Source organism: Ferribacterium limneticum, assembly GCF_020510565.1.
Lineage (GTDB): Bacteria > Pseudomonadota > Gammaproteobacteria > Burkholderiales > Rhodocyclaceae > Azonexus > Azonexus limneticus_B.
In genome coordinates, this window is record NZ_CP075189.1 from 914500 (window position 1) to 937051 (window position 22552).

The following is a 22552-nucleotide window of genomic DNA, read 5'->3' on the forward strand; positions in this document are numbered from 1 at the left end:
TTTAAGGGGGCGGGCGGCGCCGGGCAAGCGCCTTGGCATGCGATAATCCGGGCCGTTCAAATAATCCTTTTTCAGCCATGCGCTACGCCATCGTCCCGGTTACTCCCTTCGAGCAAAATTGCACCATTTTCTGGTGTGAAAACACGCGCCAGGCCGCTGTTATCGACCCGGGCGGCGATGTCGAGCGCATCCTGCGCCTGCTAGCAGACGAAAAGCTCACTCTGGCCAAGATCCTCGTCACTCACGGCCATATCGACCACGCCGGCGGCGTTGCGCTGCTGGCCGAACAGAGTGGTGTCAGCATCATTGAAGGGCCGCACGAAGAGGACCGTTTCTGGATCGAGGGCATGCCGCAGCAGAGCAAGATGTTCGGTTTTCCCAACGTCCGCAGCTTCGAGCCGACACGCTGGCTCAAGGATGGTGACAAGGTCAGTTTCGGCGAGGTTGAACTGGATGTGCTGCATTGTCCGGGGCACACCCCAGGGCATGTTGTTTTTTACCATGCACCAAGTCATCTGGCCCAGGTCGGCGATGTCTTGTTCCAGGGCTCAATCGGGCGGACCGACTTCCCGCGCGGCGATCACGACACGCTGATTCGCTCGATCAAGGAGCGGTTGTTTCCGCTTGGTGACGAGGTTGATTTCGTGCCCGGCCACGGGCCGATGTCGACCTTTGGTGAGGAGCGTAAGTACAACCCCTTCCTGAGTGGCCGTTTCGGCTGATCAGGCGCCAGCGTGGATTTTCGAAGCCCAGCTATAGGCTTCGAGTTGGGCATCGAAGTAGTCGTTGCAGTCGATGCCGAGGGCCTTGAGTCCGCCCGCTGCCGCTTTCAGGTCGTGCTTGTCGACGGCGGTGGCGATGGCCAGTAGTTGGCCCAGTCCGCCCTCCTGCTCGACCAATGCTTTCTGCGCGACTTCAGGTAGCGGTAGCTGGCGCAGGATTTCCGGCATGCTCATGCTGAGCAGCACGTCGAGCAGCGAAAAGGTGCCGATCATGAAGGCCGTATCGGCCACTTGCTCGGTCGGCAGCGGTGGCACGACGTGCGTGGCCAGCAGTTCGAAGAGGCGACCCCGCGCCGCCGCTTTCTGCAAAAGCGGATTGGGGTGCTGGCCGTTGTTCGGGTCCGAATAGACCAGCAGTTGCAACCAGCGTTGCAACTGGCGACGGCCGAGCAGGTTGATGGCCTGACTGAAGCTGGTGATCGGGCTGCCCGGCGAAAGCGCCGCTGAATTGACCAGACGAAGCAGACTGTAGGAGAGCTTGGGCTCTTCGCGGAAAATGGTGTCGAGGGCGTCAGTTTCGGCATCATCGGCGATCAGGGTGAGCAGCTTCAGCAACTTGAGCCGGGTGATGTCGGCCTTGGCATTGGGTGTCGAGCGCGTCAGCAGGAATTCGCCAGTCGACAGGACGCAGGCGTTGCTCAAAACCCATTCGCGGTCATTGTGCGTGTGCACATCGGTGGCCAGCACGGTAGTGCGACTGGCCAGGCCGATCAGCGTGAATGGCGGCAGGCTGCGGGCGTGGCTGCTGCTGATCAGCAGGTAGTCCCAGCATCCTGCGGCCGGCAACTTGGTGTCCGGTGATGCAGTCAGGCCTACTTTGCGTCGCGCCAGGCGCAGGCTCGCTTCAAGCTCGCTCAGCGCGTCGGCCTCCTGCGGGTCGGGGTGGGTCGGAAAAACGGTGACCGAACGTTCTGTCAGCGCGCCAGCATCATAGCCGCCGCTCAGTGCCGGTAAAAACCACGGATGCCGGTGATCGAACGTTTCGAGCCGGGGGGAGGAAAACAGCCTTGCCAGGGTTGCGCGATCGCTTGGAGCTCCGGGGATGAACTCCATGCTGAAGCCAGACCACGAATCATCGGCGCCGAGTAGCGGATAAACGAAAACGGGAGCCGTACCGGGCATTGATTTTTCTCCGGGTTATTTTTATCAATGTTAGCAAACTTGAACGTGGCCGTCTGCGATGCTTGTCATAAATTGGCTTGTTTTTCCGGTTGACCGTGGCGTCGCCGTATAATTTTCCGATGCTTCCCGAGTATTGGTCCCAAGCTGTCGACGACCTGTCGCGTCATGATCCGGCGATGGCCGAGCTGGTCGAGCGCTATGCCGGGGTGTCCCTTGTTTCCCGTGGCGATGCCTTCGGTACCCTGGCGCGGTCGATTGTCGGCCAGCAGATTTCCGTCAAGGCCGCCGATGCGGTCTGGGGGCGATTTGCTGCGCAGATTGGCGAAGTGACACCGGGCCGAGTGATCCAATTGGGTGAGGGCGGTCTTGAGGGCTGTGGTCTGTCGCGGCGAAAAATCGAATACCTGAACGATCTGGCCGGCCATTTTGTCGGTGGGCGACTAGATCCGCCCGCCTGGACGCATCTGGACGACGAGGCGATCATTGCCGAACTGACGGCGGTGCGCGGTATCGGCCGGTGGACGGCGGAGATGTTTCTGATTTTCCACCAGTTGCGGCCCGATATTTTTCCGCTCGACGACATCGGTTTGCAACGTGCAGTTGGCGAGCGTTATTTCGCTGGTGAAAAGCAGTCCCGCCGGGCCCTTGCCGAGTTCGGCGAACGTTGGCGCCCATGGCGCTCCGTCGCCACCTGGTATCTGTGGCGCAGCCTCGATCCGGTGCCCGTCGAGTACTGAAACGGTCGCCTTCTTACCTTTGGGGTAAAATGCGCGCCAACTTAGCAAACGAGCAGTCCATGAAAACTAGTTTCCTCGACTTCGAACAATCCATCGCCGACCTTGAAGCCAAGATCGAAGAACTGCGTTTCGTGCAGGATGATTCCGCCGTCGATATCTCGGAAGAGATCGAGCGACTGGAGAAGAAGAGCGGTCAATTGACCAAGGATATCTACGGCAAACTGAGTCCGTGGCAGATTTCCCAAGTGGCGCGCCATCCGCAGCGCCCTTACACGCTGGATTACCTGTCGCTGATCTTCACCGACTTTGAAGAGTTGCACGGTGATCGCGCCTTTGCCGACGATCACGCCATTGTCGGCGGTCTGGCTCGCTTCAACGGACAGCCGGTCATGGTGATCGGCCACCAGAAGGGGCGCGATACCAAGGACAAGATCTATCGCAACTTCGGCATGCCGCGTCCCGAAGGCTATCGCAAGGCCTTGCGTCTGATGAAGCTGGCCGAAAAATTCGGCATTCCGGTCATGACCTTTGTCGACACGCCGGGCGCCTATCCGGGTATCGATGCCGAAGAGCGTGGCCAGTCCGAGGCGATCGGTCGCAACCTGTACGTGATGGCTGAGCTCAAAGTGCCGGTCATCGTCACCATCATCGGCGAGGGCGGTTCCGGCGGTGCGCTGGCCATTGCCGTCGGCGACACCGTGCAGATGCTGCAATACTCGACCTACTCGGTGATTTCGCCGGAAGGCTGCGCTTCGATTCTCTGGAAGAGCGCCGAAAAGGCACCGGAAGCGGCGGAAACCATGGGCATCACGGCGCAGCGCCTGAAAACGCTTGGTTTGATCGATAAGATCGTAAACGAACCCTTGGGTGGCGCGCACCGTGACCACGCCGCGATGGCGCAAAACCTCAAGAAAGCGCTGCAAGACGCGCTGAAACAGCTTTCCGGCCAGTCGACGGTCGAGCTTCTGGCGACGCGCTACGAGCGGCTGATGAGTTATGGCCGTTACAAGGAACAGCCTGCCAGCTGATCTTCGGAAACGGGTTGGCGCCTTTCTCGCCACCCGTCTCCAGCCGGATGCTCGCCTTTGGGTGGGGCTTTCCGGCGGTTGCGATTCGGTTGTCCTGCTGCACGTCTTGAGCCGTCTCGGCTTTGACAATCTGTCGGCAATTCATGTCCATCACGGGCTGTCGCCTAATGCCGATGCGTGGGCAGCATTCTGTTCGGGCTATTGCGAGCGCCTCGGCATCCCGCTGACTGTTCGCCATGTCACGGTTGACGCCTCTTCCGGGCTGGGTCTCGAAGCGGCTGCCCGCGATGCGCGCTATGCCGTATTTGCCGAGTGCTCCGGCGATAGCCTTCTGCTGGCACAACACCGCGGCGATCAGGCTGAAACCGTCTTGTTCAACCTGTTGCGTGGGACCGGTGTGACCGGCGCGGCAGGAATGCCGGTCGAACGCCGTTTTGGCGGACTGCGTTTGTTGCGCCCGCTGCTTGACATTACCCGCGCTGAAATTGAGAGCTACGCCTCTGCCAACAGTCTGGCCTGGATAACCGACGAAAGTAATACCGATACCTCGCTGACCCGCAATTTTCTTCGTCACGAGGCGTTGACCGCAATAAGCCAGCGTTTTCCGGGCGCTGAAGGCTCTTTGGCTCAGGCGGCGAACCATTTTGCCGAAGCAGCGAGCCTGCTCGATGAGCTTGCGTTGATCGACTGGCAAGGGGTTGGCGACGGCGAGGTCGCGCGCATGCCGGCGTTGCGCCAGCTTTCGCTGCCGCGCCTGAAGAACCTGCTGCGCCATCGTTTGCGTTGCCTCGGATGGCAGGTTCCGGTGGCCTCTCGTCTTGAGGAATTTGCACGGCAACTGCAGTCGGCCGCTCCGGATCGTCACCCGGAACTAGTGCTGCCCAACGGGAAAATGCGCGTGGCACGCGGCCTGCTCCATTGGCTGTCGGAAAAATAACAAAGTGTTACCAAGCGCCTTTCCGCGGGGAATGGCCTTCAGTTACAATCAACAGATTACTTATTCCATAAACAGGCCATGATTACTGGATCCATTGTCGCCATCGTTACGCCCATGCATGAGGATGGCAGCCTCGATTTGAACGCTTTCCGCAACCTGCTCGACTTCCATGTCAGCGAAGGGACCGATGGCATCGTGGTCGTCGGCACGACGGGCGAATCGCCGACGGTCAATGTCGAGGAACATTGTGAACTGATCAAGGTTGCCGTCGATCACGTCGCCGGCCGCATCCCAGTCATAGCCGGTACCGGCGCCAATTCGACGGCCGAAGCCATCGAACTGACCGAGTTCGCCAAGAAGGCTGGCGCCAATATGGCCCTGTCGGTTGTTCCTTACTACAACAAGCCGACCCAGGAAGGCCTCTATCGCCATTTCAAGGCGATTGCCGAAGCTGTTGAACTGCCCGTCCTGCTCTATAACGTACCGGGGCGCACCGTCGCCGATATGTCGAACGACACCATTCTGCGCCTGGCCGAAGTGCCGGGCATCGTTGGCGTCAAGGATGCGACCGGCAGTATCGACCGCGCCTGCGATCTGATTGCCCGTGCGCCGAAGGGTTTCGCCCTGTATACCGGCGATGACATGACAGCTGTGGCGACCATCAGCCTTGGTTTCCATGGTGACATCTCGGTAACCGCCAACGTGGCGCCGCGATTGATGCACGAGATGTGTGTTGCCGCTGCGAGTGGAAACATTGCCAAGGCGCGCGAAATTCACTTCAAGTTGCTTGGATTGCACCGCGACCTGTTCTGCGAAGCCAATCCGATTCCGGTCAAGTGGGCGGTGCACAAGATGGGCCTGTCGCCCAACGGCATTCGTCTGCCCCTGACCGCCCTGTCCGAAGCCAACCATGGCCGTGTTCTGGCCGCCATGCGCCAGGCTGGCGTACTCGCCTGAGCGGAGTAAAGTAAAAATGAATCGTCGGCTTTCCGGCCTCTCCCTTTCCCTGCTTGCCATCGCGTTGGCGGGATGCAGTGTTCTTCCTGATTCCCGCAAGATCGAATACAAGTCGGCCGGCAAGGTGCCGAGCCTCGAAGTGCCGCCGGATCTTTCCCAGATCGCCCGCGATGACCGCTATCTGGTGCCCGATGTGGCGGGCAAGGGAAGTGCCACGTTCTCGGCCTATAGTGCTGACCGTACGCCGCAGGCTCAGGCTCTGAACTCGGTTGTCCTGCCGCAGGTCGACAAGGTGCGCGTTGAGCGTTCCGGGAACCAGCGTTGGCTGGTGGTTGCCGCTCCGGCCGACAAACTGTGGGATACGGTCAAGGATTTCTGGCAGGAAACCGGTTTCATCATTTCTGTCGAGCGTCCTGAAGCCGGGGTCATGGAAACTGACTGGGCTGAAAATCGCGCCAAGATCGGCGACGATATTATTCGCAACACCGTTGGTCGCTTGCTCGATTCGCTGTACTCGACCGGCGAGCGCGACAAGTTCCGTACCCGCTTCGAGCCAGGTGCAACGCCGGGAACAACAGATATTTTCGTCAGCCATCGCGCCATGGAGGAGGTATATACCTCTTCGGCCAAGGATGACACGCGCTGGCAGCCCCGAGCTGCCGACCCGGAACTGGAAGCCGAGATGTTGCGCCGTCTGATGGTTCGTCTCGGTTCGGAAGAGAAGCGTGCCGAAGCATCGATCGCTGCAGCCAAGGCCGAGCCGCGTGCCAAACTGGCCAAGTCGGATGATGGCGCCGGTACGCTGGAAGTGCTTGAACGCTTTGACCGCGCCTGGCGTCGTGTTGGCTTGGCGCTGGATCGTGTCGGGTTCACGGTTGAAGACCGCGATCGCTCGCGTGGCCTGTACTTCGTGCGCTATGTCGATCCGGAATTGGACAACCGCAGCAAGAAGGACGACGGTTTCCTGTCCAAGCTGGCTTTCTGGAAGAGTACCGAGCCGCCGGCCAGTTCTAAGGTTCAGTATCGTATTTATGTCAGCGATGCCGGCGAACAGAGCATCGTCAAGGTCCTCTCCAACGAAGGCGGTACTGACAAGTCGGAAACCGCAAAGAAGATTCTCGGCCTGCTCCTCCAGCAGTTGCAGTGATTCGTTTTGCCTCGCTCGGCAGCGGCAGCGCGGGAAATGCGCTGCTCGTCGAGCACGGGGCAACTTGCCTGATGCTCGATTGCGGCTTCGGGCTACGGGAAACCGTGGCCCGTTTGCAGCGTCTTGGCCGGGCACCATCTGATCTGGCGGGCATTCTCGTCACCCATGAGCATGGCGACCATGTCGCAGGCGTGTTTCGGCTAGCCCGCAAGTTCGGACTACCGGTCTGGATGACGCACGGGACTTGGGTTGGCTGTCGCGAAGCTGATTCGGAACTGGATCTGCGTGTCATCGACAGTCACCGTTCGCTGTCGATCGGCGATCTCGAGGTGCAGCCTTTTCCGGTGCCTCATGATGCCCGGGAACCCGTGCAATTCGTCTTTTCCGGTTCCGGCGTTCGGTTGGGGGTACTGACCGATATCGGCGAACCGACGGCGCATGTTTGCGCGATGTTATCCGGTTGCGCTGGCTTGGTGCTTGAATTCAACCACGATGCCGAGATGCTTGAGCGTTCGGCTTACCCGGCGTCGCTTAAGCGGCGCATTGCCGGGCGCTATGGTCACCTTGAAAACTCTGCGGCAGCGAAATTGCTGGGGCTAATCGATTGTTCGGGCCTGCAAACGCTGGTGGCGGCTCATTTGAGCGAGCGCAACAATCGACCGGAACTGGCGGTTGGCGCGGTTGCCAGGGCGCTGGGTTGCCCGGATGAGTGGGTCGGCGTGGCGAGCCCTGATCATGGATTTGATTGGCGAAGCCTGGTTTAAAAAATCAGGACAATAAAAAACGGGGCCGAAGCCCCGTTTTCTTTGTGCTGGAAGAATTACTTCGCAGCAGCCGGAGCAGCGGCTTCAGCCGGCTTGGCAGCATCAGCAGCCGGAGCGGCGGCCGGAGCAGCGGCATCAGCCGGCTTGGCAGCATCAGCAGCCGGGGCAGCGGCCGGAGCAGCGGCTTCAGCCGGCTTGGCAGCTTCAGCAGCCGGAGCAGCAACCGGAGCCGGGGCAGCAGCCGGGGCTTCCGGCTTCTTGCCACAAGCGGACAGGGCAACGGCGAGCAGAGCAGCAACGAGGATAGACTTATTCATGGGATTTCCTTATCGACAAGAGGCAACAAAATCTGAATTGATCGGAGATCAGGAGATACCTAATCAGTCTGCGATTATAGCAACAATTTATTTCCGTGGGCGAGACTTGCTGCAGTGCAAAATAATGCCTGAAAATCAGAGCCCAAGGGCAGTGCTGGCGACGCTTTCGCCGCCTTCTGACCAGATTTCCCTGAAGCGGGTCAAATAGGGACGGACTTCGTCAATTTCATCGATTAGTAATTTGCCGCGCGGCATATCTCGCTCAAAGCGAATCAGTGCGTGTTTGTCGTCGACGAGGATCATGCTATCGCGCAGATGGGCTAGTTGCGGGGGCGTTTGACGGGCAACGGCAAGGTGGCCGTAGGTGGTGAGCTGGTTGAGAAACAGAGGGTGCTTTTGCCGGATCGGCCCGGCGTTGCGAACGGCTATTTGCAAGGTATCGCTCTGCCCAGCCTGAAGGATGCGTTTGATATGAAGCAGGCGGGGGGCGGATTCGAGCTTCAGCGTGACAAGGTCTTCGTCATAAATGCTGATTTTATGACAGGCAATGGCCAGCAGACGGTCAAGCGCCATCTGGTAGTCTGCCCAGGAGGTAATCAGTTCGCGAGCCATGGCGCTTAGTTTAACCGATTGTTAAAATTCGCGCTTTTTTGGAGTTGACCGTGCCAATCGGGATCATCGCATCGTTGGACCATGAGGCACGGGGGATTACCCGCCAGGATGGCAAGGCCATCTTCGTCGATGGCGCCCTGCCGGGTGAAACCGTCGAATACGCCAGCTTCCGGAGAAAATCCAAGTTCGAGCTGGCGCATCTGGTCCGCGTCATCAAACCGTCGAATGCCCGCGTTGTACCGCGTTGTCCCCATTTTGGCGTTTGTGGTGGCTGTGCCATGCAACACATGGATCCTTCGGCACAAGTCGCTGCCAAGCAGCGTGTCCTTGAAGACAGCCTCTGGCATATCGGCCGTGTACGCCCGGAAACGATGTTGCCGCCGATTCAGGGCGAGCCCTGGGGGTATCGGCACCGCGCTCGACTGGCGGTTCGCCAAGTTTCAAAAGGCGGGGCGGTGCTGATTGGCTTTCATGAATGGCGCAGCAGCTACATTGCCGACATTCGAAGCTGCGACATTTTGTCGCCCCATGTCTCGGCCCTGCTGATGCCCATGCGCGAACTGTTTGGCGCGCTGACGGTGGCCGATCGCATTCGCGAGGTTGAGGTGGCCGTTGGCGAGCATTGCACGGCTGTCCTGTTGCGCATTCTGGATCCGCTGACTGCGGCTGACGAGCGTTTGTTGTGCGAATTTGCCGACCGACATGCCATCGTTTTCTACCTGCAGCCCAAAGGGCCGGATTCCATCCTGCGCTTCCATCCGCTGCCCGGTCCGCGTTTGTCCTATACCTTGCCGGAGTTCGGTCTGGAGTTCGATTTCAAGCCGAATGATTTCACCCAGGTTAACCACGCGGTGAATCGCGTGCTGGTCCGCCGCGCCATGCGCCTACTTGATCCGCAACCCGACGAGCGGATCGCCGACATGTTCTGCGGCCTGGGAAATTTCACCTTGCCGATTGCCCGGTCGGGGGCTAGCGTAGTCGGTGTCGAAGGCAGTGCCGGGCTGGTGGCGCGTGGGCGCGAGAGCGTGGTCTCGAATGGTCTGGCGGAGCGCGTCGAGTTCGGCGTTGCCAACCTGTTCGAATGTTCCGAGCAATCCATCGCAGCGCTGGGGCGCTTTGACAAGATGCTGATCGACCCGCCGCGTGAGGGGGCGGTTGAGTTGGTCAGGGCGCTGGGAAAAGATGCGCCACGCCGCATTGTCTACGTCTCCTGCAATCCCGGTACGCTGGCTCGGGATGCGGCGGTACTGGTCACGGAGAAGGGCTACCGGTTTGTCTCGGCAGGTGCGGTTAACATGTTCCCGCACACCGCCCATGTCGAGTCGATCGCCGTTTTCGAACGGCCTTGATGACGCGAATTTCCAGGCGTTAAAAAGGCGGCTGAGGCCGCCTTTTTAACGTTGAGCCAGCGAAGCTTAATCGCGCTCGCCGGTCAGGGCCATGATCAGTTGCAGCAAGCCGACGAAAACGTTGTAAACGTCGAGATAAACCGCCAAGGTCGCGCTCACGTAGTTGGTTTCTCCACCCTGGATGATGCGGCTGATGTCGTACAGGATGTAGGCCGAGAAGATGCCGACAACCGCGACGGCAATGGTCAGCGACAGCGCCGGAATCTGGAAGAAGATGTTGGCGACGGCAGCAAGCAGGACAACGATCATGCCGACGAACAGGAACTTGCCCATGCCGCTGAAGTCACGCTTGCTGACGGCGGCGACGGTCGACATCGTGAAGAACACTGCGCCCGTGCCACCTGCGGCCATGGCGATCATCGAGCCGCCGTTGGAGAAGCCGAGGGCGACTTGCAGGATGCGCGACAGCATGAGACCCATGAAGAAGGTGAAGCCGAGGAGCAGGGCTACGCCCAGTCCGCTGTCCTTGTTCTTCTCGATGCCCCACATGAAGCCCATGGCAACGCCCATGAAGAGCAGGAAGGAAATGAACGGGCTGCCAGCCAGGAAGCTGAATTGCATCTGGATGCCGACCAGTGCGCCAATGACCGTCGGTACCATGGAAAGGCCGAGCAGCATGTAGGTGTTGCGCAGAACGCGGTTCTGCTGCAGTGCCAGCCCAGCAGAGCCCTGATTGGCAATCTCGAAGTTGGTGTTCATACGGGAAGCTCCCTTGTGTTATTGCGACAAACGTTAAGACTAACGGAGCCGGAGCGAAGTTTCAATTAATCCTGTGCGCTTTTGTGTCAGATTGTACCGGTGGCGACTGTGCTATCATGCGCGCCTTCCGGGTCTGTGGCAGAGTGGTTGAATGCACCGGTCTTGAAAACCGGCGTGCTGAAAAGCATCGTGAGTTCGAATCTCACCGGACCCGCCAGAAATTGCATCGGCCCCTTTGGGGCCGTTTTGCTTTCTGGCTGTTTTGACGGTGTGCGGCAATATGTCGCATCCCTCTCGCGCACCGAAGTCGTTAGCATGGCGACAAACGCGTAAGGGAGAACGCCATGAATCAAAAACCGACTACTCAGAATCAGCCAGAAATGGCTTCCTTGCTGCTTGGCGCTGGCTTTGCTCTGGCGTCGCTGATCATCTTGCCGGCCGTTGCCCAGCGTGTCGGACTCGGTTCGGCCGTGACGATTGCCCTGCGCGGCGCCTTGATGCGGGCATCGAACCGTTTTTGATCTGATCGTTACCGCCATCGCAACAATGCAGGCAGACTTTGGGTCTGCCTTTTGTTTTTCCCGATTATGAAAAAATACTGGTTGATCGGCGTGGCGCTTGGCCTTGCCGTACTGCTCGGTGTGGCGGTGCTGATGCGTGGCGGAACGCCGGCGCGTGATCCAAAGCTGCCACTCGGCGGCGATTTCGTGTTGCAGTCGGCGAGCGGGCCGGTCGATTCGAAAGCCTTGCGCGGCAAGGTTTTGCTGGTTTACTTCGGCTACACGCATTGCCCTGATATCTGTCCGGCCTCGCTGGCTGCGGGCGGGCAGGCGCTAAAAGCCTTGAGCGCCGAGGAACGCAGCCGGGTCAGGCTGATCCTGATTTCGGTCGATCCCGAGCGCGATAGCGTCCAGCATTTGAAGGAATACACCGCTTTCTTCCATCCCGAAATGATCGGCGCGACCGGCACGCCGGAGCAGATTGCCGCCCTGGCCAAGGCTTTCGGGGCGGGTTACATCAAGTTGCCGACGGCGGCTGATGGCAGCTATGCGGTCGATCACACGACCTCGACCTACGTCGTTGGCCCGGACGGGAAATTGGCCGCTGTGCTTGAGCTCGGGGCGACGACCGACAAGGTGGTTGGCGCCGTCAGAAAGCTGCTGTGATGCGCCCATCGTCTGTGGCACTCAGCCTGCTGGCGGTTCTGGCCGGCATCTGTCTTTTGATTTTTGGCCTTTTTTTCCGGTTGACCGTGGAAGACGAGCAAAAACTGACCGCCAACCGCGCGCTGGTCGAAAAACTCGGCCTGACCGATCTGGCGCTATTCACCGAAGCCCGCTACACCCGCCACCCGACCCAGGCCGACCTGCATTCGGCTCTGCAGGATCACCCCGGCGCCTTCGACCATTTTCCGAGCGGCTCGCTGCTTCCTCCCCCGGCTATCCTGACCCAATCCCATGCGCATCTGGCTGGAAAAACAACGTCACCTGATTGACTTCACGCTGGCCTCATTGGCCCGGCGCAAGACGAAAAACATCGGCCTGCTGCTGGCCTACACGCTGCTCGTCTTCGTGCTGGCCTCGCTGACGCTATTCACGCAGGCACTGCGCACGGAGGCGACCTTCGTCCTGGCCGGTTCGCCGGAAGTGATTTTGCAGCGCATGGTGGCCGGCCGGCATGACCTGATCCCGCCCGGCTACCTCGACAAGATCGGCCGCATCCGCGGCGTGCAGAAAAAGGAAGGCCGACTCTGGGGCTATTACTACGACCCGGTCTTGAACGCCAATTACACCTTCATGGCGCGGCCGGCCGACGAGGTGGCGGACGGCCACATCATGGTCGGCAATGGGCTGGCTCGCGAGCGGGGGCTGGCGCTGCACAACACCGTTTCCTTCCGTTCCTACTCGGGCAAGCTGTTCACGTTCGAAGTCAGCGGCGTGCTCTCGCCGGATTCCGAACTGCTCTCGGCCGATCTCGTGCTGCTTTCCGAAAACGATTTCCGCAAGTTCTTCGAATACCCGGCCGGGCATTACACCGACATCGCGCTCTCCGTGGCCAACCCGCAGGAAGTGCGCACCGTGGCCGCCAAGCTGGCTAGCGCGCTGCCCGATTCCCGCCCGATCCTGCGCGAGGAGGTCCTGCGCACCTACCAGAGCGTTTTCGACTGGCGCGAGGGCATCGTGCTGACGGTACTGGCCGGCGCCATCCTCGCCTTCGCCATCCTTGCCTGGGAGAAGGCATCCGGGCTGTCGGCCGAGGAAAAGCGCGAAATCGGCATCCTCAAAGCCATCGGCTGGGAAACCGGCGACGTCATCCGCATGAAAACCTGGGAGGGCCTGCTCATTTCGCTGACCGCCTTCCTGCTCGGCTTCATCGCCGCCTACGTCCATGTCTTCCATTTCGGCGCGGCGGTCTTCGAGCCGGTGCTCAAGGGCTGGTCGGTGCTCTACCCGAAATTCACGCTGGTCCCGGCCGTCGATGGCCTGCAGATCGCCACCCTGTTTTTCTTCACGGTGTTTCCCTACACAGCGGCGGTGCTCGTGCCGATCTGGCGGGCGGCGATCACCGACCCGGATTCGGTGATGCGATGATTGAGTTATCCAATATCAAGAAGGCTTTCAACCAGAGCCAGCCCAACGAATACTGGGCGCTGCACGGCATCGATTTGACGGTCGAAGCCGGCAAAGTCACCGCCTTCCGCGGCCCGAGTGGTTCCGGCAAGACCACGCTGCTGACCATCGTCGGCTGCCTGAGCCGGCCGACCAGCGGCCGCGTGCGCTTCAAGGGCGAGGACATCTCCGGCCTGCCGGAGCGCTTCCTGACCGACATTCGCCGGCAGAGCTTCGGCTTCGTCTTCCAGCAGTTCAACCTGATCAAGGGCCTGTCGGCGCTCGAAAACGTCATTTTGCCGGCCTTCCCGACCGGCCGGCCACGGGCCGAACTGGTCACGGCAGCGGGCGAGCTCTTCGACCAGCTCAAGCTCGGCCACCGCAGCGCCGCCAAGGTCGAATGGCTGTCCGGCGGCGAACAGCAGCGCGTCGCCATCGCCCGCGCCCTGATCAACAACCCGGAAGTGATCATCGCCGACGAGCCGACGGCCAACCTCGATACCGCGCTATCCAAGGAATTCATGGCCATCCTCGAAGGCTTCACGGCGGCTGGCAAGACGGTGCTGCTGACCAGTCACGACCCGCTGGTCGTCGAATCGAGCGCCGTGCATCGGGTGGTCGGCATGCGTGACGGCCGCCTCGTGGACGGCTGATGCTCTTCCAGCCCGCCATCATCGCGCTGCTCATGGCCGCCGGCGTGGCGGTCCTGATGCTGCTCGCCGCTGCGCCCTTCGCCGTACAGGTCATCCGGCACTGGGACATCAACAGCGGTTCGGAGCGGCAACTGGCGCTGGAGCGCCGCACCTATCTGTTCTCGACGCTGCTGTCCTTCGTCATGCTCGTCCAGTTGGCGGCGCTGCTGCTTTTCGTCTTCAACGCCGACCGGTTGTCGGTGATGTTCGTCGGTGCCATGTGCGCGGTCGGTACGCTCAACGTCAATGGCTACGGCTTTCCGTCGCTGATCGCGCAGATGGCCATTTTTTTCCTGGCCGCCATGTGGCTGGCCATCAATCACGCCGACACCAAGGCCCGCGACTACCCGCTGGTTCGCATCAAGTACGGCCTGCTACTGCTTCTGTTGCCCATCCTGATCTCCAGTTTCTGGCTGGAACTGCAGTATTTCATGGGCCTCAAGGCCAATGTGATCACGTCGTGCTGCGGCAGCATGTTCTCCGGCGACGCCAAGACCATCGCCGCCGAAGCCTCGGGCCTCGAACCGTTGCCAGCCATCTGGCTGTTCTACGGCGCGATGACTGCGGTGATTGGCATTGCCTTGTGGCATTGGCGGCGCGGCGGGCGGGTCAGCGGTTATCTGCTGGCGCTGACCAGTGCCGGCGGCTTCGTGGCGGCCATTACCGGCGTGTTGTCCTTCATTTCGCTCTACATCTACGAGCACCCGCACCATCACTGCCCGTTCTGCATCCTCAAGCCAGAATACAACTACCAGGGCTACTGGCTCTATGTCCCGCTGTTTGTCGCCACGGCCGCCGGGCTGGGCGCCGGGGCCATGCAGCCGTTTGCCCGGGTGCCGAGTCTGACCAAAATCATCCCTTCCATTTCTCGGCGTTTTTCCGGGTTGACCGTGGCAGGCTATATTCTGTTCACGGCGCTGGCTACCTGGTTCGTGCTGACCTCCAACCTGATCCTGATCGAACACTAAGATGCGTGTTTTTCTTCTGATCCTCGCTCTGCTTCTGAGCGCCTGCGGAAATGAGGCAGCCAAGGCCAACATCAACATCGGCAGCATCGCGCCCACCTTCCAGACTTTCCGGGCCGATGGCGGGGCCGAGCACTTTCCTGCCGCCTATTTCGGCAAGCCGCTGGTCATCCGTTTCTGGGCCGACTGGTGCAAGTATTGCGAAGGCGAAATGAAGGCCATCGAAACGGTCTACCGGGCCAACCAGGGCAAGCTGCAGGTGCTGGCCATCAACGCCGGGCAGGACAAGGCGACGATCAACGCCTTCATCAAGAAGATCGGCGTCAGCTACCCGGCGCTGCTTGACGAAAACTCGGCCATCGCCCGCAGCTACGGCGTCGTTGGCCTGCCGACCACCTTCTTCATCGACGGCAAGGGCATCGTGCGCGGCAAGATCGTCGGCGAGGCCGATGAAGCCACCTTCGCCCGCCACGTGCAGGAATTGCTGAAATGAGCGAGAGCCGCGCCTGCGACCTGTGCAGCCTTGACGTCGGGGTCAAGCCTTTCGTGCTGAACACGCCCGAAAAGCAATACCAGTTTTGTTGCGAGGGGTGCCGGGGGATTTACCAGATGTTGCATGACATCCAGGAAACGCCGGTTCAGAATGACCCAAATACAGACCAGAAATCCTGAAAGGAAACGACCATGATGACCGAAGAAATGATGAAGCAAATGCCGCACATGATGAGTCAGGCCGGCCACATGATGAGCAAGCCGGTCACCACCGGCGCGATGATGGCGGGCGCCGGCTTTGCCGCCGGCAAGGGCCTGCTCGGCACGGCCCTGCTGCGCAATCCGCTGGCCCTGCTGGCCGTTGGTGCAGCGGGTGGCATTGCGGCCGGTTTCCTGCTCTTCAAGTACCAGAAGGAAATCGTCGAAGGCCTGTCCAAGGCGACCGGCATGGGCAAGGATTTCGCGCTGCACCAGAAGGAAAACCTGAACGACCTGATGGCCGAAGCCCAGGACAAATTCGAGGGCAATCCGCCGCCGGCCAGCGAAACCCCGGCTGCCTGACGGAGGCGACATGACGCAAACCGCCGAACTGGCGCAACGCATCGTCGTCCTGCACCGCGAGCCGGGCTATCTGCGCCTCGAACTGCCGGCCGAGATTTGCAGCGAAGCCGCAGCGGCCGCCATCGAAGCAGGCATGAAAACCCTGGCCGGCCTGAGCAGCGCTGCGGTCGACCGTGGCTGGAAGCGAATTTCCATCCGTTTTGACGCACAGGTGTGCACCACAGCGCAGGTCGCCCGCCATCTGTTCCGCCTGCTGCCCGGCCTGCCGCTTGACGAAGCACCGGCTGCCGAGCCGGAAGCCGCCCCGTCTATCGACCTGAACAACGGTTTCCAGCCGCTACTCGACAAGCTCAAGGCGATCATCATTCCGGCCGAGCCGCCGGCCGAAGGCTCGCTGCAGGCCCGCTTCCAGCCGATGGTGGAAAGCGCGCTGACCGAAAAGGCAATCACCAATTTCTTCAACGACATCGTCGCCTTCTACCTGATCCGCGTCCATTGGGACCTGATCACCAAGCGCTGGCTGCAGAACCCGGTGGCTAACAGCAATGCCTGGCTGACGGTGTTCTACCTCGTCTTCCTGCTCGTCCGTTATCGCAAGTCCAACTGACCCGATGAAGCATTTCCGGATCGCCCACCGCCTGCGTCGCCGCCTTCGGGTGCTGGCGCCCTCGCTCGAAAAGGAACAGGAGCGCTGCTACATCCTGGAAATCCTGCTGCGCAAGCATCCGGCCATCAAGGAGGTGCGCATCGTCGCCGACATCGGTTCGCTGGTCGTCGAATACGACCCGGCGGCCTTGCCGGAAGAGCGACTGCTGGCGACGCTGGACGCCGTGCTCGGCAACCTGATCACCGCGCCCAAGACAGCGCCGGCCGTCGTCGCGCCGGTCGACGGCCCGGTGCAGGAATGTTCGCTGGCCATCGAAGGCATGAGCTGCGCTTCCTGCGCCCTGCTCATTGAAATGAAGCTCAAGCGCGACCCGCGCGTGCGCTACGCCTCGGTCAATTTCGCCGCCGAGACGGTGACGGTCAATGGCGTGATCGACCGCGACGACGTGGCCAAGGTGGTCAGCGCGCTGGGTTATGCAACGCGGCCGATGGACACGCTGGCGCAGCGTCGGCTGATCGTCGAGCGTGAAAAGGAGCGCGTCGAGGAGGCCAAGAAACGCTTCATCCAGGCGGCCATCCTGACCGTGCCGGTGATGCTTTCCGGCATGGCCATGCACCGCTCGCCTGCCCTGCGCGTCATGGAGTTCGCGTTGTCGTCTGCCATCCTCTTCGGCAGCAGCAACAGCATTTTCCGCAAGGCCTGGATGCTGGCCAAGCAGGGCGAAGCCAACATGGACACGCTGATCGCCATCGGTGCCGGCGCGGCTTGGGCTTACAGCATTCCCGGCGTGTTCCGGATGCATCACCACGTCTATTTCGAGTCAGCGGCCGGCATCTGCACCTTCGTCCTGCTCGGCCGTTACATGGAAGAGCGCGCCAAGGGCAAGGCCGGCGAAGCGATCCGCAAACTGATCGAACTGCAGCCGGAAACGGCACTGCGCATCGAGGCCGACGGCACCGAATTCGAAGTGGCCATCGACGACGTGCAGATCGGCGACCGTCTGCGCGTGCGGGCTGGCGACAAGATTCCGACCGACGGCTGCGTGCTCGAAGGCGCTTCCTCGGTCGATGAAGCGATGATCACCGGCGAATCGCTGCCGGTGGCCAAGGCGCCCGGCGACAAGGTGATCGGCGGCTGCCTGAACGGCAACGGCAGTTTCGTCATGACGGTCACCGCCGTCGGCGGTGACACCGTGCTGTCCGGCATCGTCAAGCTGGTCGACCAGGCGCAGGGCAGCAAGCTGCCGGTGCAGAAGCTGGCCGACCGCATTTCGGCGCGCTTCGTGCCGGCCGTCGGCGGCATTGCCGCGCTGACCTTCGGCGGCTGGGCGATGGCCGGCGCCCCGGTTTCCGCCGCGCTGGCTCATTCCGTCGCTGTCCTGCTCATCGCCTGCCCCTGCGCCCTCGGGTTGGCCACGCCGACGGCGATCATGGTCGGCACCGGTCAGGCCGCCAAGCGCGGCATCTTCATCCGCAACGGCGAAGCGCTCGAAACGGCGGCCAAGCTGACCACCATCGTTTTCGACAAGACCGGCACGATCACCGAAGGCAAGCCGGTCGTCACCGACACTTTCATCCTGCCGGGCATCGACGAAGCCCGGCTGGCCAGCCTGATCGGCGCTGCCGAAGCGGGTTCCGAGCACTTTCTGGCGCGCGCCCTGGCCGAGTGGAGCAAGCCACGCCGGAAAGACACGCTGGCCGCCGAATCCTTTGCCGCCCACCCGGGGCGCGGCGTCACGGCGCAGGTCGATGGGCAGGATGTCATCATCGGCAACGCCGCGCTGCTCGACGACATGGGCATTGCCTGCGCACCGCTCACCGATGAAGCGCAGCGCCTGGCCGAACAGGGCAAGACGCCCGTCTTCGCTGCGGTCGACGGCCAGGCGGTGGCCATTTTCGCCATCGCCGACCAGCCGCGCCACGGCGCCCGGGAAGCCATCGCCTTGCTCCATCGCCTCGGCCTGAAAACCGTGATGGCGACCGGCGACCTCGAAGCCGTCGCCAGCCACGTCGCCGGCGAGGTCGGCATCGACCATGTGCTGGCCCGCTGCACCCCGGCCGACAAGCTGGCCGCCATTCGCCAGTTGCAGGAAGCCGGCGAAAAAGTCGGCATGATCGGCGACGGCATCAACGACGCGCCAGCCCTGGCCGCGGCCGACGTCGGCTTCGCCATCGGCGGTGGTGCCGACATCGCCGTCGAATCCGCCGACATCACGCTGGTCGGCGGCGACATCGCCCGCGTCGCAGCCGGTATCGACCTGTCGCGCCGGACCATGGCAATCATCCGCCAGAACCTGTTCTGGGCGCTCGGCTACAACGTCGTCGCCATCCCCGTCGCCGCCGCCGGCCGGCTCAATCCGATGATCGCGGCGGCGGCCATGGCGATGAGCTCAACCTCGGTCGTCGCCAATTCCCTGCGTTTGCAGCGCTGAATATTTCAATTTTGACCGTTTTCCCCGGTTGACCGTAGCAAAGCACACATGGATCACAGCCACCACCACGCCATTGCCGAGTTTTCTTACATGCTCGCCTTCATGACCGGCCTGCTTGGCAGTGGCCATTGCCTCGGCATGTGCGGTGGCCTGGTTTCCGGGTTTTTCATGAAGCTTGGCGCCAAAGGCGTTTGGCCGTATCTGGCCTATCACGGGGCGCGGGTCGGCATCTACACGGTCGTTGGCCTGATTGCCGCGGCGATTGGCGCCGTGCTCGTCTCCACCGGTCAATTCGGCAAGCTGCAGGGCGTGCTGCAGATCATTGCCGGTATCGTCGTCATCCTGCTCGGCCTTGATCTGCTCGGCGTTTCGCCCTTCCGCAACCGACTTGGCTTTGCGCCCATTGCTTGGCTGCGCAAGCAGTTCGGGCTGGCGGTCCAGAAAGGCCCGGTCGTCGGCGCCCTGATCGGTGGCGCCATCAACGGCCTGATGCCCTGCTCGATGACCATGGCGATGGCCGTCAAGGCGACGACTGCGCCTTCGGTGCTGGAAGGTGGCTTGCTGATGCTGGCCTTCGGTGCCGGCACTCTGCCTTCGATGCTGTCTGCCTCCTTCCTGTTCGGCAAGCTCGGCCCGAAACTGCGCGGCTGGCTGCTCAAAGGCGCCGCGCTGTTCGTCATTGCGCTGGGCGTATCGACGCTCTGGCAAGGGATCCGCTACTACGCCGTGATGCGCAGCCTCCTGGGTTGAGTGCGACACTATGTCGCAGGTGCCGCACATCATCGAGCGCTAATATTTCACGGCTAACAAACAGCTTCAGGGAGAGCAAAAATGAAACGCCGTGACCTTCTCAAGATGTCCGTTCTTTCCGGCTTCGCCGCCGCTTCGCCGCAAGCCGGTGCGAACACCGCCTGTGCCACCGACGGCACGCCGAACCAGTTCATTCCCAAGAAACCAGCTGACGCGAAGCCGCTGGAAAACGAGTTCGAAAAGTATCCGAAGTGCCCGTATTGCGGCATGGATCGCAAGGAGCATCATCGCGCCCGCATGCTGGTCCAGTACGCCGACGACCTGGCCGATGGCGTCTGTTCGATCCACTGCCTGTCGCTGAGCCTGGGTGTCAATATCGACCGCGAGCCGAAAAATATCTGGGGGCCGGACTATGGCTCCACCGTCGAACCGCGCCCGCTGGTGCCGGTCGACAACCTGGTTTACCTGATCGGCGCCGACCTCAAACATGCCATGACCAAGCGTTCGAAACATTCCTTTGCCTCGCTGAGCACGGCCAAGGAGTTCCAGGCCAAACACGGCGGCTCGTTGGGCAATTTCAACGATGCGTTACGTGAGTCCTACCTGGACATGGCCTCAGACGTCGGCATGATTCGCAAGATGCGCGAAGAGCGCCGCAAGCGCGCCGCTGAAATGAAGAAGGGCTGATGTCCCGTCGCGCCTTTTTGATCCTGCTGGTCGCATTCTGGGCGCCCTTGGCGGTAGCCCAGAATGTGCCCAGGCCGGGGGCGAAGGATCTCTGTCCGGTCTGCGGCATGCTGGTTTCCAAATATCCGAACTGGGTGGCTGTCGTCACCTGGAAGGATGGCCACGCCCATTTCTTCGATGGCGCCAAGGATATGTTCAAGTTCCTGCATGACCTGCCGAAATACGCGCCGAATCATCGCAAGGAAGACATCACGGGTATCTACGTTACCGATTTCTACAATCTGGAACGGATCGACGCGCGCAAGGCCGTTTTTGTCACCGGCTCCGATGTCCTTGGCCCGATGGGGCATGAGCTGGTGCCGCTGGCCAGTCAGGTGGATGCCACCGACTTCAGCAAGGATCACAAGGGAAAGCGGACCTTGCGTTTCGAGCAAGTGACGCCGGATCTGCCTGTGGCGCTTGATTCCGGGAAGTTCTGAGCGCGACGAATCAGGCTCAAAGGTCGAGGAATTCCCCGACTTCGTCCGAGCGCGCCATGGTGTCGGCGTAACCCAGATCAATTAGGGCACGCGTGTAGGGCTTTTCGAACAGCAGGTAGCTGGTCAGCGTGCCGTTGCGACGGTTCATGCCGCCAATGCCGCCGAGCATCATGCGCATGGCCCAGGGCAGGGCGCCGGCGTGTTCGGCGGCGATGCGCTCAAGGCGTTCGGAGGGTGAAATGATCAGGGCCTTGATCGGTCTTAACGGGATTTCGTTGTTATCCCTGACGCTGGGCGGAATGGCAGCGAGCGTCCGGTTGATCCGTTGCATGCGCTCGATATCGACCGCCAGGCTGTCGAGGAAGATGCTGGACAGCGCATGGCCGGCAATTTGCGCCAGCGACGGATGGCTGTCGACCCGGCGACGTTCCTGATGTTCATTCTTGCGTCCGGCGCCGACGATCAATACCCTTTCAGCACCAAGGTGGATGGCTGGGGAAATTGGCGCCAGTTGGCGCATCGATCCATCGCCAAAAAATTCCCGGTGAATCTTGGCGGCCGGAAAAATGAAGGGAATGGCGCTGGAGGCGAGCAGGTGGTCGACACCGATTTGGGAGCGAATGCCGATGCGCTGGACACGATGCCAGGGCTGGGCGTCGGCGTGGCCCTGAAAGAAATTGATGTTGTCGCCGGATTCGTAGCCGGATGCCGAAATACTCAGGGCGTGCAGCGCGCCATTGGCGATCGAGCGCTCGATGCCGCGGAAATCGAGGTGGCGACTGAGCAACTCACGGAGTGGGGAATTGTCGAGCAGTGAGCGCGGCCGGCTGCGAATCAACCAGCCCAGCGTCAGCATGGTCATCCAGTGCGCACCCGAGACGCCGATGCCGAGAGGGTCGGCGCGGTAGATGTCACCGGCGTGCATGTTGCGCCAAAAAGTGGCCAGAACGGAGACCCCTTTGCCGAAATTGTCTGCCAGGCAGGCGATGCCGGCCGCGTTGATGGCGCCGGCAGAGGTGCCGCACAAAATAGGGAAGGGGTTTTTCCGGCGGTTGGTCGACAGCTTGGCAACGGCGAGCAGGACGCCAACTTGATACGCCGCCCGAGCGCCACCGCCGGTCAGGACCAGCGCGGTCTTGGGGGATTTTGCTTGGGGAGGGCTCATGCCGGCCTGCGTGACGTTCGCCCGAGCAGGCTGGCTTTCTTGTTTTTCATCTCCCCCTCCGCGCGCTTGCAGTCAAAGTGCTTGCTGTATGGCTGCAGTATAGGGGGAGAATTTTTTCCGCTCAATCCAGCTTGGTGCGAAGTGCATCGGCCCAGCAGTTGGGCGTTTCGTAAAGACGGACCTGTTCGAGCCGCAGATGGTTGCCGTAGGTGTCGCGGTAGACCGCGTCGAGACGCTCGAAAGCGATGCGGGCCAGGTTTTCAGCGGTTGGTACGCGGTCGAGGATCACGGTCTTGTGACCGGGCATCGAAGCGAGAAAGTCGACAACGGCCTTGTCGCCGGCGTAGGCGAGGAAAGCGTGATCCCATTCATTGACCAGATGGATGTTGGCCAGATCCTTGACCTGCGAGAAGTCCATCACCATGCCGTTGGCGGCATCGCCAGCCTTGTCGATGACACTGCCCGACAAAGTGATTTCAATGGCGTAACGGTGTCCGTGCAAGTGGCGGCACTGGCTTTTGTGGTCAGGGATGCGGTGCCCGGCATCGAATTCGAGACGGCGGGTAATCAACATGGGCGTTTTGCTCAACAAGGCGGTCGCGG

General features: G+C 61.2%; 28 protein-coding genes and 1 tRNA gene. 23 read left to right on the forward strand and 6 right to left on the reverse strand.

What is annotated here, in order from left to right:
• Window positions 1–77: 77 nt before the first annotated feature.
• Window positions 78–722, forward strand: a complete 645-nt coding sequence (locus tag KI610_RS04430) for an MBL fold metallo-hydrolase (RefSeq protein ID WP_226497464.1) — start codon at window positions 78–80, stop codon at window positions 720–722.
• Here the strand turns inward: KI610_RS04430 and KI610_RS04435 are convergent, their stop codons facing one another.
• Entirely contained in the window at window positions 723–1904 is a 1182-nt protein-coding gene (locus tag KI610_RS04435) for an EAL and HDOD domain-containing protein (protein WP_226497465.1), read from the reverse strand. It abuts the gene before it with no gap.
• Window positions 1905–2080: 176 nt separating this feature from the next.
• Here KI610_RS04435 and KI610_RS04440 point away from each other — a divergent pair, with 176 nt between their 5' ends.
• From KI610_RS04440 to KI610_RS04465, 6 genes are all read left to right on the forward strand, one after another.
• Window positions 2081–2641: a DNA-3-methyladenine glycosylase family protein gene (locus tag KI610_RS04440; RefSeq protein ID WP_226497466.1), complete on the forward strand. Its 561-nt coding sequence runs from the start codon at window positions 2081–2083 to the stop codon at window positions 2639–2641.
• A gap of 59 nt (window positions 2642–2700) precedes the next feature.
• Window positions 2701–3669, forward strand: a complete 969-nt coding sequence (locus KI610_RS04445) for an acetyl-CoA carboxylase carboxyltransferase subunit alpha (RefSeq protein WP_226497467.1) — start codon at window positions 2701–2703, stop codon at window positions 3667–3669.
• Window positions 3638–4606, forward strand: coding sequence for a tRNA lysidine(34) synthetase TilS (tilS, locus tag KI610_RS04450; RefSeq protein WP_226497468.1), 969 nt, complete (start codon window positions 3638–3640; stop codon window positions 4604–4606). The genes KI610_RS04445 and tilS overlap by 32 nt, the downstream gene beginning before the upstream one ends.
• A 78-nt stretch (window positions 4607–4684) precedes the next feature.
• Window positions 4685–5563, forward strand: a complete 879-nt coding sequence (dapA, locus tag KI610_RS04455; protein ID WP_226497469.1) for a 4-hydroxy-tetrahydrodipicolinate synthase — start codon at window positions 4685–4687, stop codon at window positions 5561–5563.
• Window positions 5564–5579: 16 nt separating this feature from the next.
• Window positions 5580–6710, forward strand: coding sequence for an outer membrane protein assembly factor BamC (gene bamC / locus KI610_RS04460; RefSeq protein ID WP_226497470.1), 1131 nt, complete (start codon window positions 5580–5582; stop codon window positions 6708–6710).
• Window positions 6707–7474: an MBL fold metallo-hydrolase gene (locus KI610_RS04465; protein WP_226497471.1), complete on the forward strand. Its 768-nt coding sequence runs from the start codon at window positions 6707–6709 to the stop codon at window positions 7472–7474. The genes bamC and KI610_RS04465 overlap by 4 nt, the downstream gene beginning before the upstream one ends.
• A gap of 56 nt (window positions 7475–7530) precedes the next feature.
• Here the strand turns inward: KI610_RS04465 and KI610_RS04470 are convergent, their stop codons facing one another.
• Both KI610_RS04470 and KI610_RS04475 read right to left on the reverse strand, forming a co-directional pair.
• Window positions 7531–7791 (reverse strand): hypothetical protein, encoded by a 261-nt coding sequence (locus tag KI610_RS04470; protein WP_226497472.1) that lies wholly within the window; start codon window positions 7789–7791, stop codon window positions 7531–7533.
• Window positions 7792–7926: 135 nt separating this feature from the next.
• Window positions 7927–8403, reverse strand: a complete 477-nt coding sequence (locus KI610_RS04475) for a DUF7931 domain-containing protein (protein ID WP_226497473.1) — start codon at window positions 8401–8403, stop codon at window positions 7927–7929.
• A gap of 50 nt (window positions 8404–8453) precedes the next feature.
• Here KI610_RS04475 and rlmD point away from each other — a divergent pair, with 50 nt between their 5' ends.
• Complete coding sequence (gene rlmD, locus KI610_RS04480; protein WP_226497474.1) at window positions 8454–9752, forward strand: 23S rRNA (uracil(1939)-C(5))-methyltransferase RlmD; 1299 nt, start codon at window positions 8454–8456, stop codon at window positions 9750–9752.
• 66 nt (window positions 9753–9818) lie between these two features.
• Here rlmD and KI610_RS04485 read toward each other — a convergent pair whose 3' ends face one another.
• The gene (locus KI610_RS04485) at window positions 9819–10511 is read right to left on the reverse strand and encodes a Bax inhibitor-1/YccA family protein (RefSeq protein ID WP_226497475.1); all 693 of its coding nucleotides are present in this window, start codon (window positions 10509–10511) and stop codon (window positions 9819–9821) included.
• A gap of 129 nt (window positions 10512–10640) precedes the next feature.
• Between KI610_RS04485 and KI610_RS04490 the strand changes: the two genes are divergently transcribed.
• The 15 genes from KI610_RS04490 (at window position 10641) to KI610_RS04560 (ending at window position 20784) form a co-directional block, all read left to right on the forward strand.
• A tRNA-Ser gene (locus tag KI610_RS04490) sits at window positions 10641–10728 on the forward strand.
• 127 nt (window positions 10729–10855) lie between these two features.
• Window positions 10856–11032 (forward strand): hypothetical protein, encoded by a 177-nt coding sequence (locus tag KI610_RS04495; protein ID WP_198134124.1) that lies wholly within the window; start codon window positions 10856–10858, stop codon window positions 11030–11032.
• Between the two features lie 66 nt (window positions 11033–11098).
• Window positions 11099–11677 (forward strand): SCO family protein, encoded by a 579-nt coding sequence (locus KI610_RS04500; RefSeq protein ID WP_226497476.1) that lies wholly within the window; start codon window positions 11099–11101, stop codon window positions 11675–11677.
• On the forward strand, window positions 11677–12006 hold the full coding sequence (locus KI610_RS04505; protein ID WP_226497477.1) for a hypothetical protein: 330 nt from the start codon (window positions 11677–11679) through the stop codon (window positions 12004–12006). The genes KI610_RS04500 and KI610_RS04505 overlap by 1 nt, the downstream gene beginning before the upstream one ends.
• The gene (locus tag KI610_RS04510) at window positions 11969–13102 is read left to right on the forward strand and encodes an ABC transporter permease (protein WP_226497478.1); all 1134 of its coding nucleotides are present in this window, start codon (window positions 11969–11971) and stop codon (window positions 13100–13102) included. The genes KI610_RS04505 and KI610_RS04510 overlap by 38 nt, the downstream gene beginning before the upstream one ends.
• Window positions 13099–13773, forward strand: coding sequence for an ABC transporter ATP-binding protein (locus tag KI610_RS04515; protein ID WP_226497479.1), 675 nt, complete (start codon window positions 13099–13101; stop codon window positions 13771–13773). The genes KI610_RS04510 and KI610_RS04515 overlap by 4 nt, the downstream gene beginning before the upstream one ends.
• Window positions 13773–14780 carry a hypothetical protein gene (locus KI610_RS04520; protein ID WP_226497480.1) on the forward strand — a complete coding sequence of 336 codons (1008 nt, stop codon included), beginning with the start codon at window positions 13773–13775 and terminating at the stop codon, window positions 14778–14780. Before KI610_RS04515 ends, KI610_RS04520 begins: the two co-directional genes overlap by 1 nt.
• 1 nt (window position 14781) lies before the next feature.
• On the forward strand, window positions 14782–15270 hold the full coding sequence (locus KI610_RS04525) for a TlpA family protein disulfide reductase (RefSeq protein ID WP_226497481.1): 489 nt from the start codon (window positions 14782–14784) through the stop codon (window positions 15268–15270).
• On the forward strand, window positions 15267–15449 hold the full coding sequence (locus tag KI610_RS04530) for a heavy metal translocating P-type ATPase metal-binding domain-containing protein (protein ID WP_226497482.1): 183 nt from the start codon (window positions 15267–15269) through the stop codon (window positions 15447–15449). Before KI610_RS04525 ends, KI610_RS04530 begins: the two co-directional genes overlap by 4 nt.
• 12 nt (window positions 15450–15461) lie before the next feature.
• Window positions 15462–15830 (forward strand): hypothetical protein, encoded by a 369-nt coding sequence (locus KI610_RS04535; RefSeq protein ID WP_226497483.1) that lies wholly within the window; start codon window positions 15462–15464, stop codon window positions 15828–15830.
• A gap of 10 nt (window positions 15831–15840) precedes the next feature.
• The gene (locus KI610_RS04540) at window positions 15841–16437 is read left to right on the forward strand and encodes a hypothetical protein (protein ID WP_226497484.1); all 597 of its coding nucleotides are present in this window, start codon (window positions 15841–15843) and stop codon (window positions 16435–16437) included.
• A gap of 4 nt (window positions 16438–16441) precedes the next feature.
• Window positions 16442–18868, forward strand: coding sequence for a heavy metal translocating P-type ATPase (locus KI610_RS04545; RefSeq protein ID WP_226497485.1), 2427 nt, complete (start codon window positions 16442–16444; stop codon window positions 18866–18868).
• Between the two features lie 48 nt (window positions 18869–18916).
• Complete coding sequence (locus KI610_RS04550) at window positions 18917–19618, forward strand: sulfite exporter TauE/SafE family protein (RefSeq protein ID WP_226497486.1); 702 nt, start codon at window positions 18917–18919, stop codon at window positions 19616–19618.
• Between the two features lie 81 nt (window positions 19619–19699).
• The gene (locus tag KI610_RS04555) at window positions 19700–20305 is read left to right on the forward strand and encodes a nitrous oxide reductase accessory protein NosL (RefSeq protein WP_226497487.1); all 606 of its coding nucleotides are present in this window, start codon (window positions 19700–19702) and stop codon (window positions 20303–20305) included.
• Window positions 20305–20784, forward strand: coding sequence for a nitrous oxide reductase accessory protein NosL (locus tag KI610_RS04560; RefSeq protein ID WP_226497488.1), 480 nt, complete (start codon window positions 20305–20307; stop codon window positions 20782–20784). The genes KI610_RS04555 and KI610_RS04560 overlap by 1 nt, the downstream gene beginning before the upstream one ends.
• A 16-nt stretch (window positions 20785–20800) precedes the next feature.
• On the opposite strand, the gene KI610_RS04565 is transcribed toward KI610_RS04560, so the two are convergent.
• Window positions 20801–21949, reverse strand: a complete 1149-nt coding sequence (locus KI610_RS04565; protein WP_226497489.1) for a patatin-like phospholipase family protein — start codon at window positions 21947–21949, stop codon at window positions 20801–20803.
• Between the two features lie 121 nt (window positions 21950–22070).
• Window positions 22071–22523: a 6-carboxytetrahydropterin synthase QueD gene (queD, locus tag KI610_RS04570; protein WP_226497490.1), complete on the reverse strand. Its 453-nt coding sequence runs from the start codon at window positions 22521–22523 to the stop codon at window positions 22071–22073.
• Between the last annotated feature and the right edge of the window lie 29 nt (window positions 22524–22552).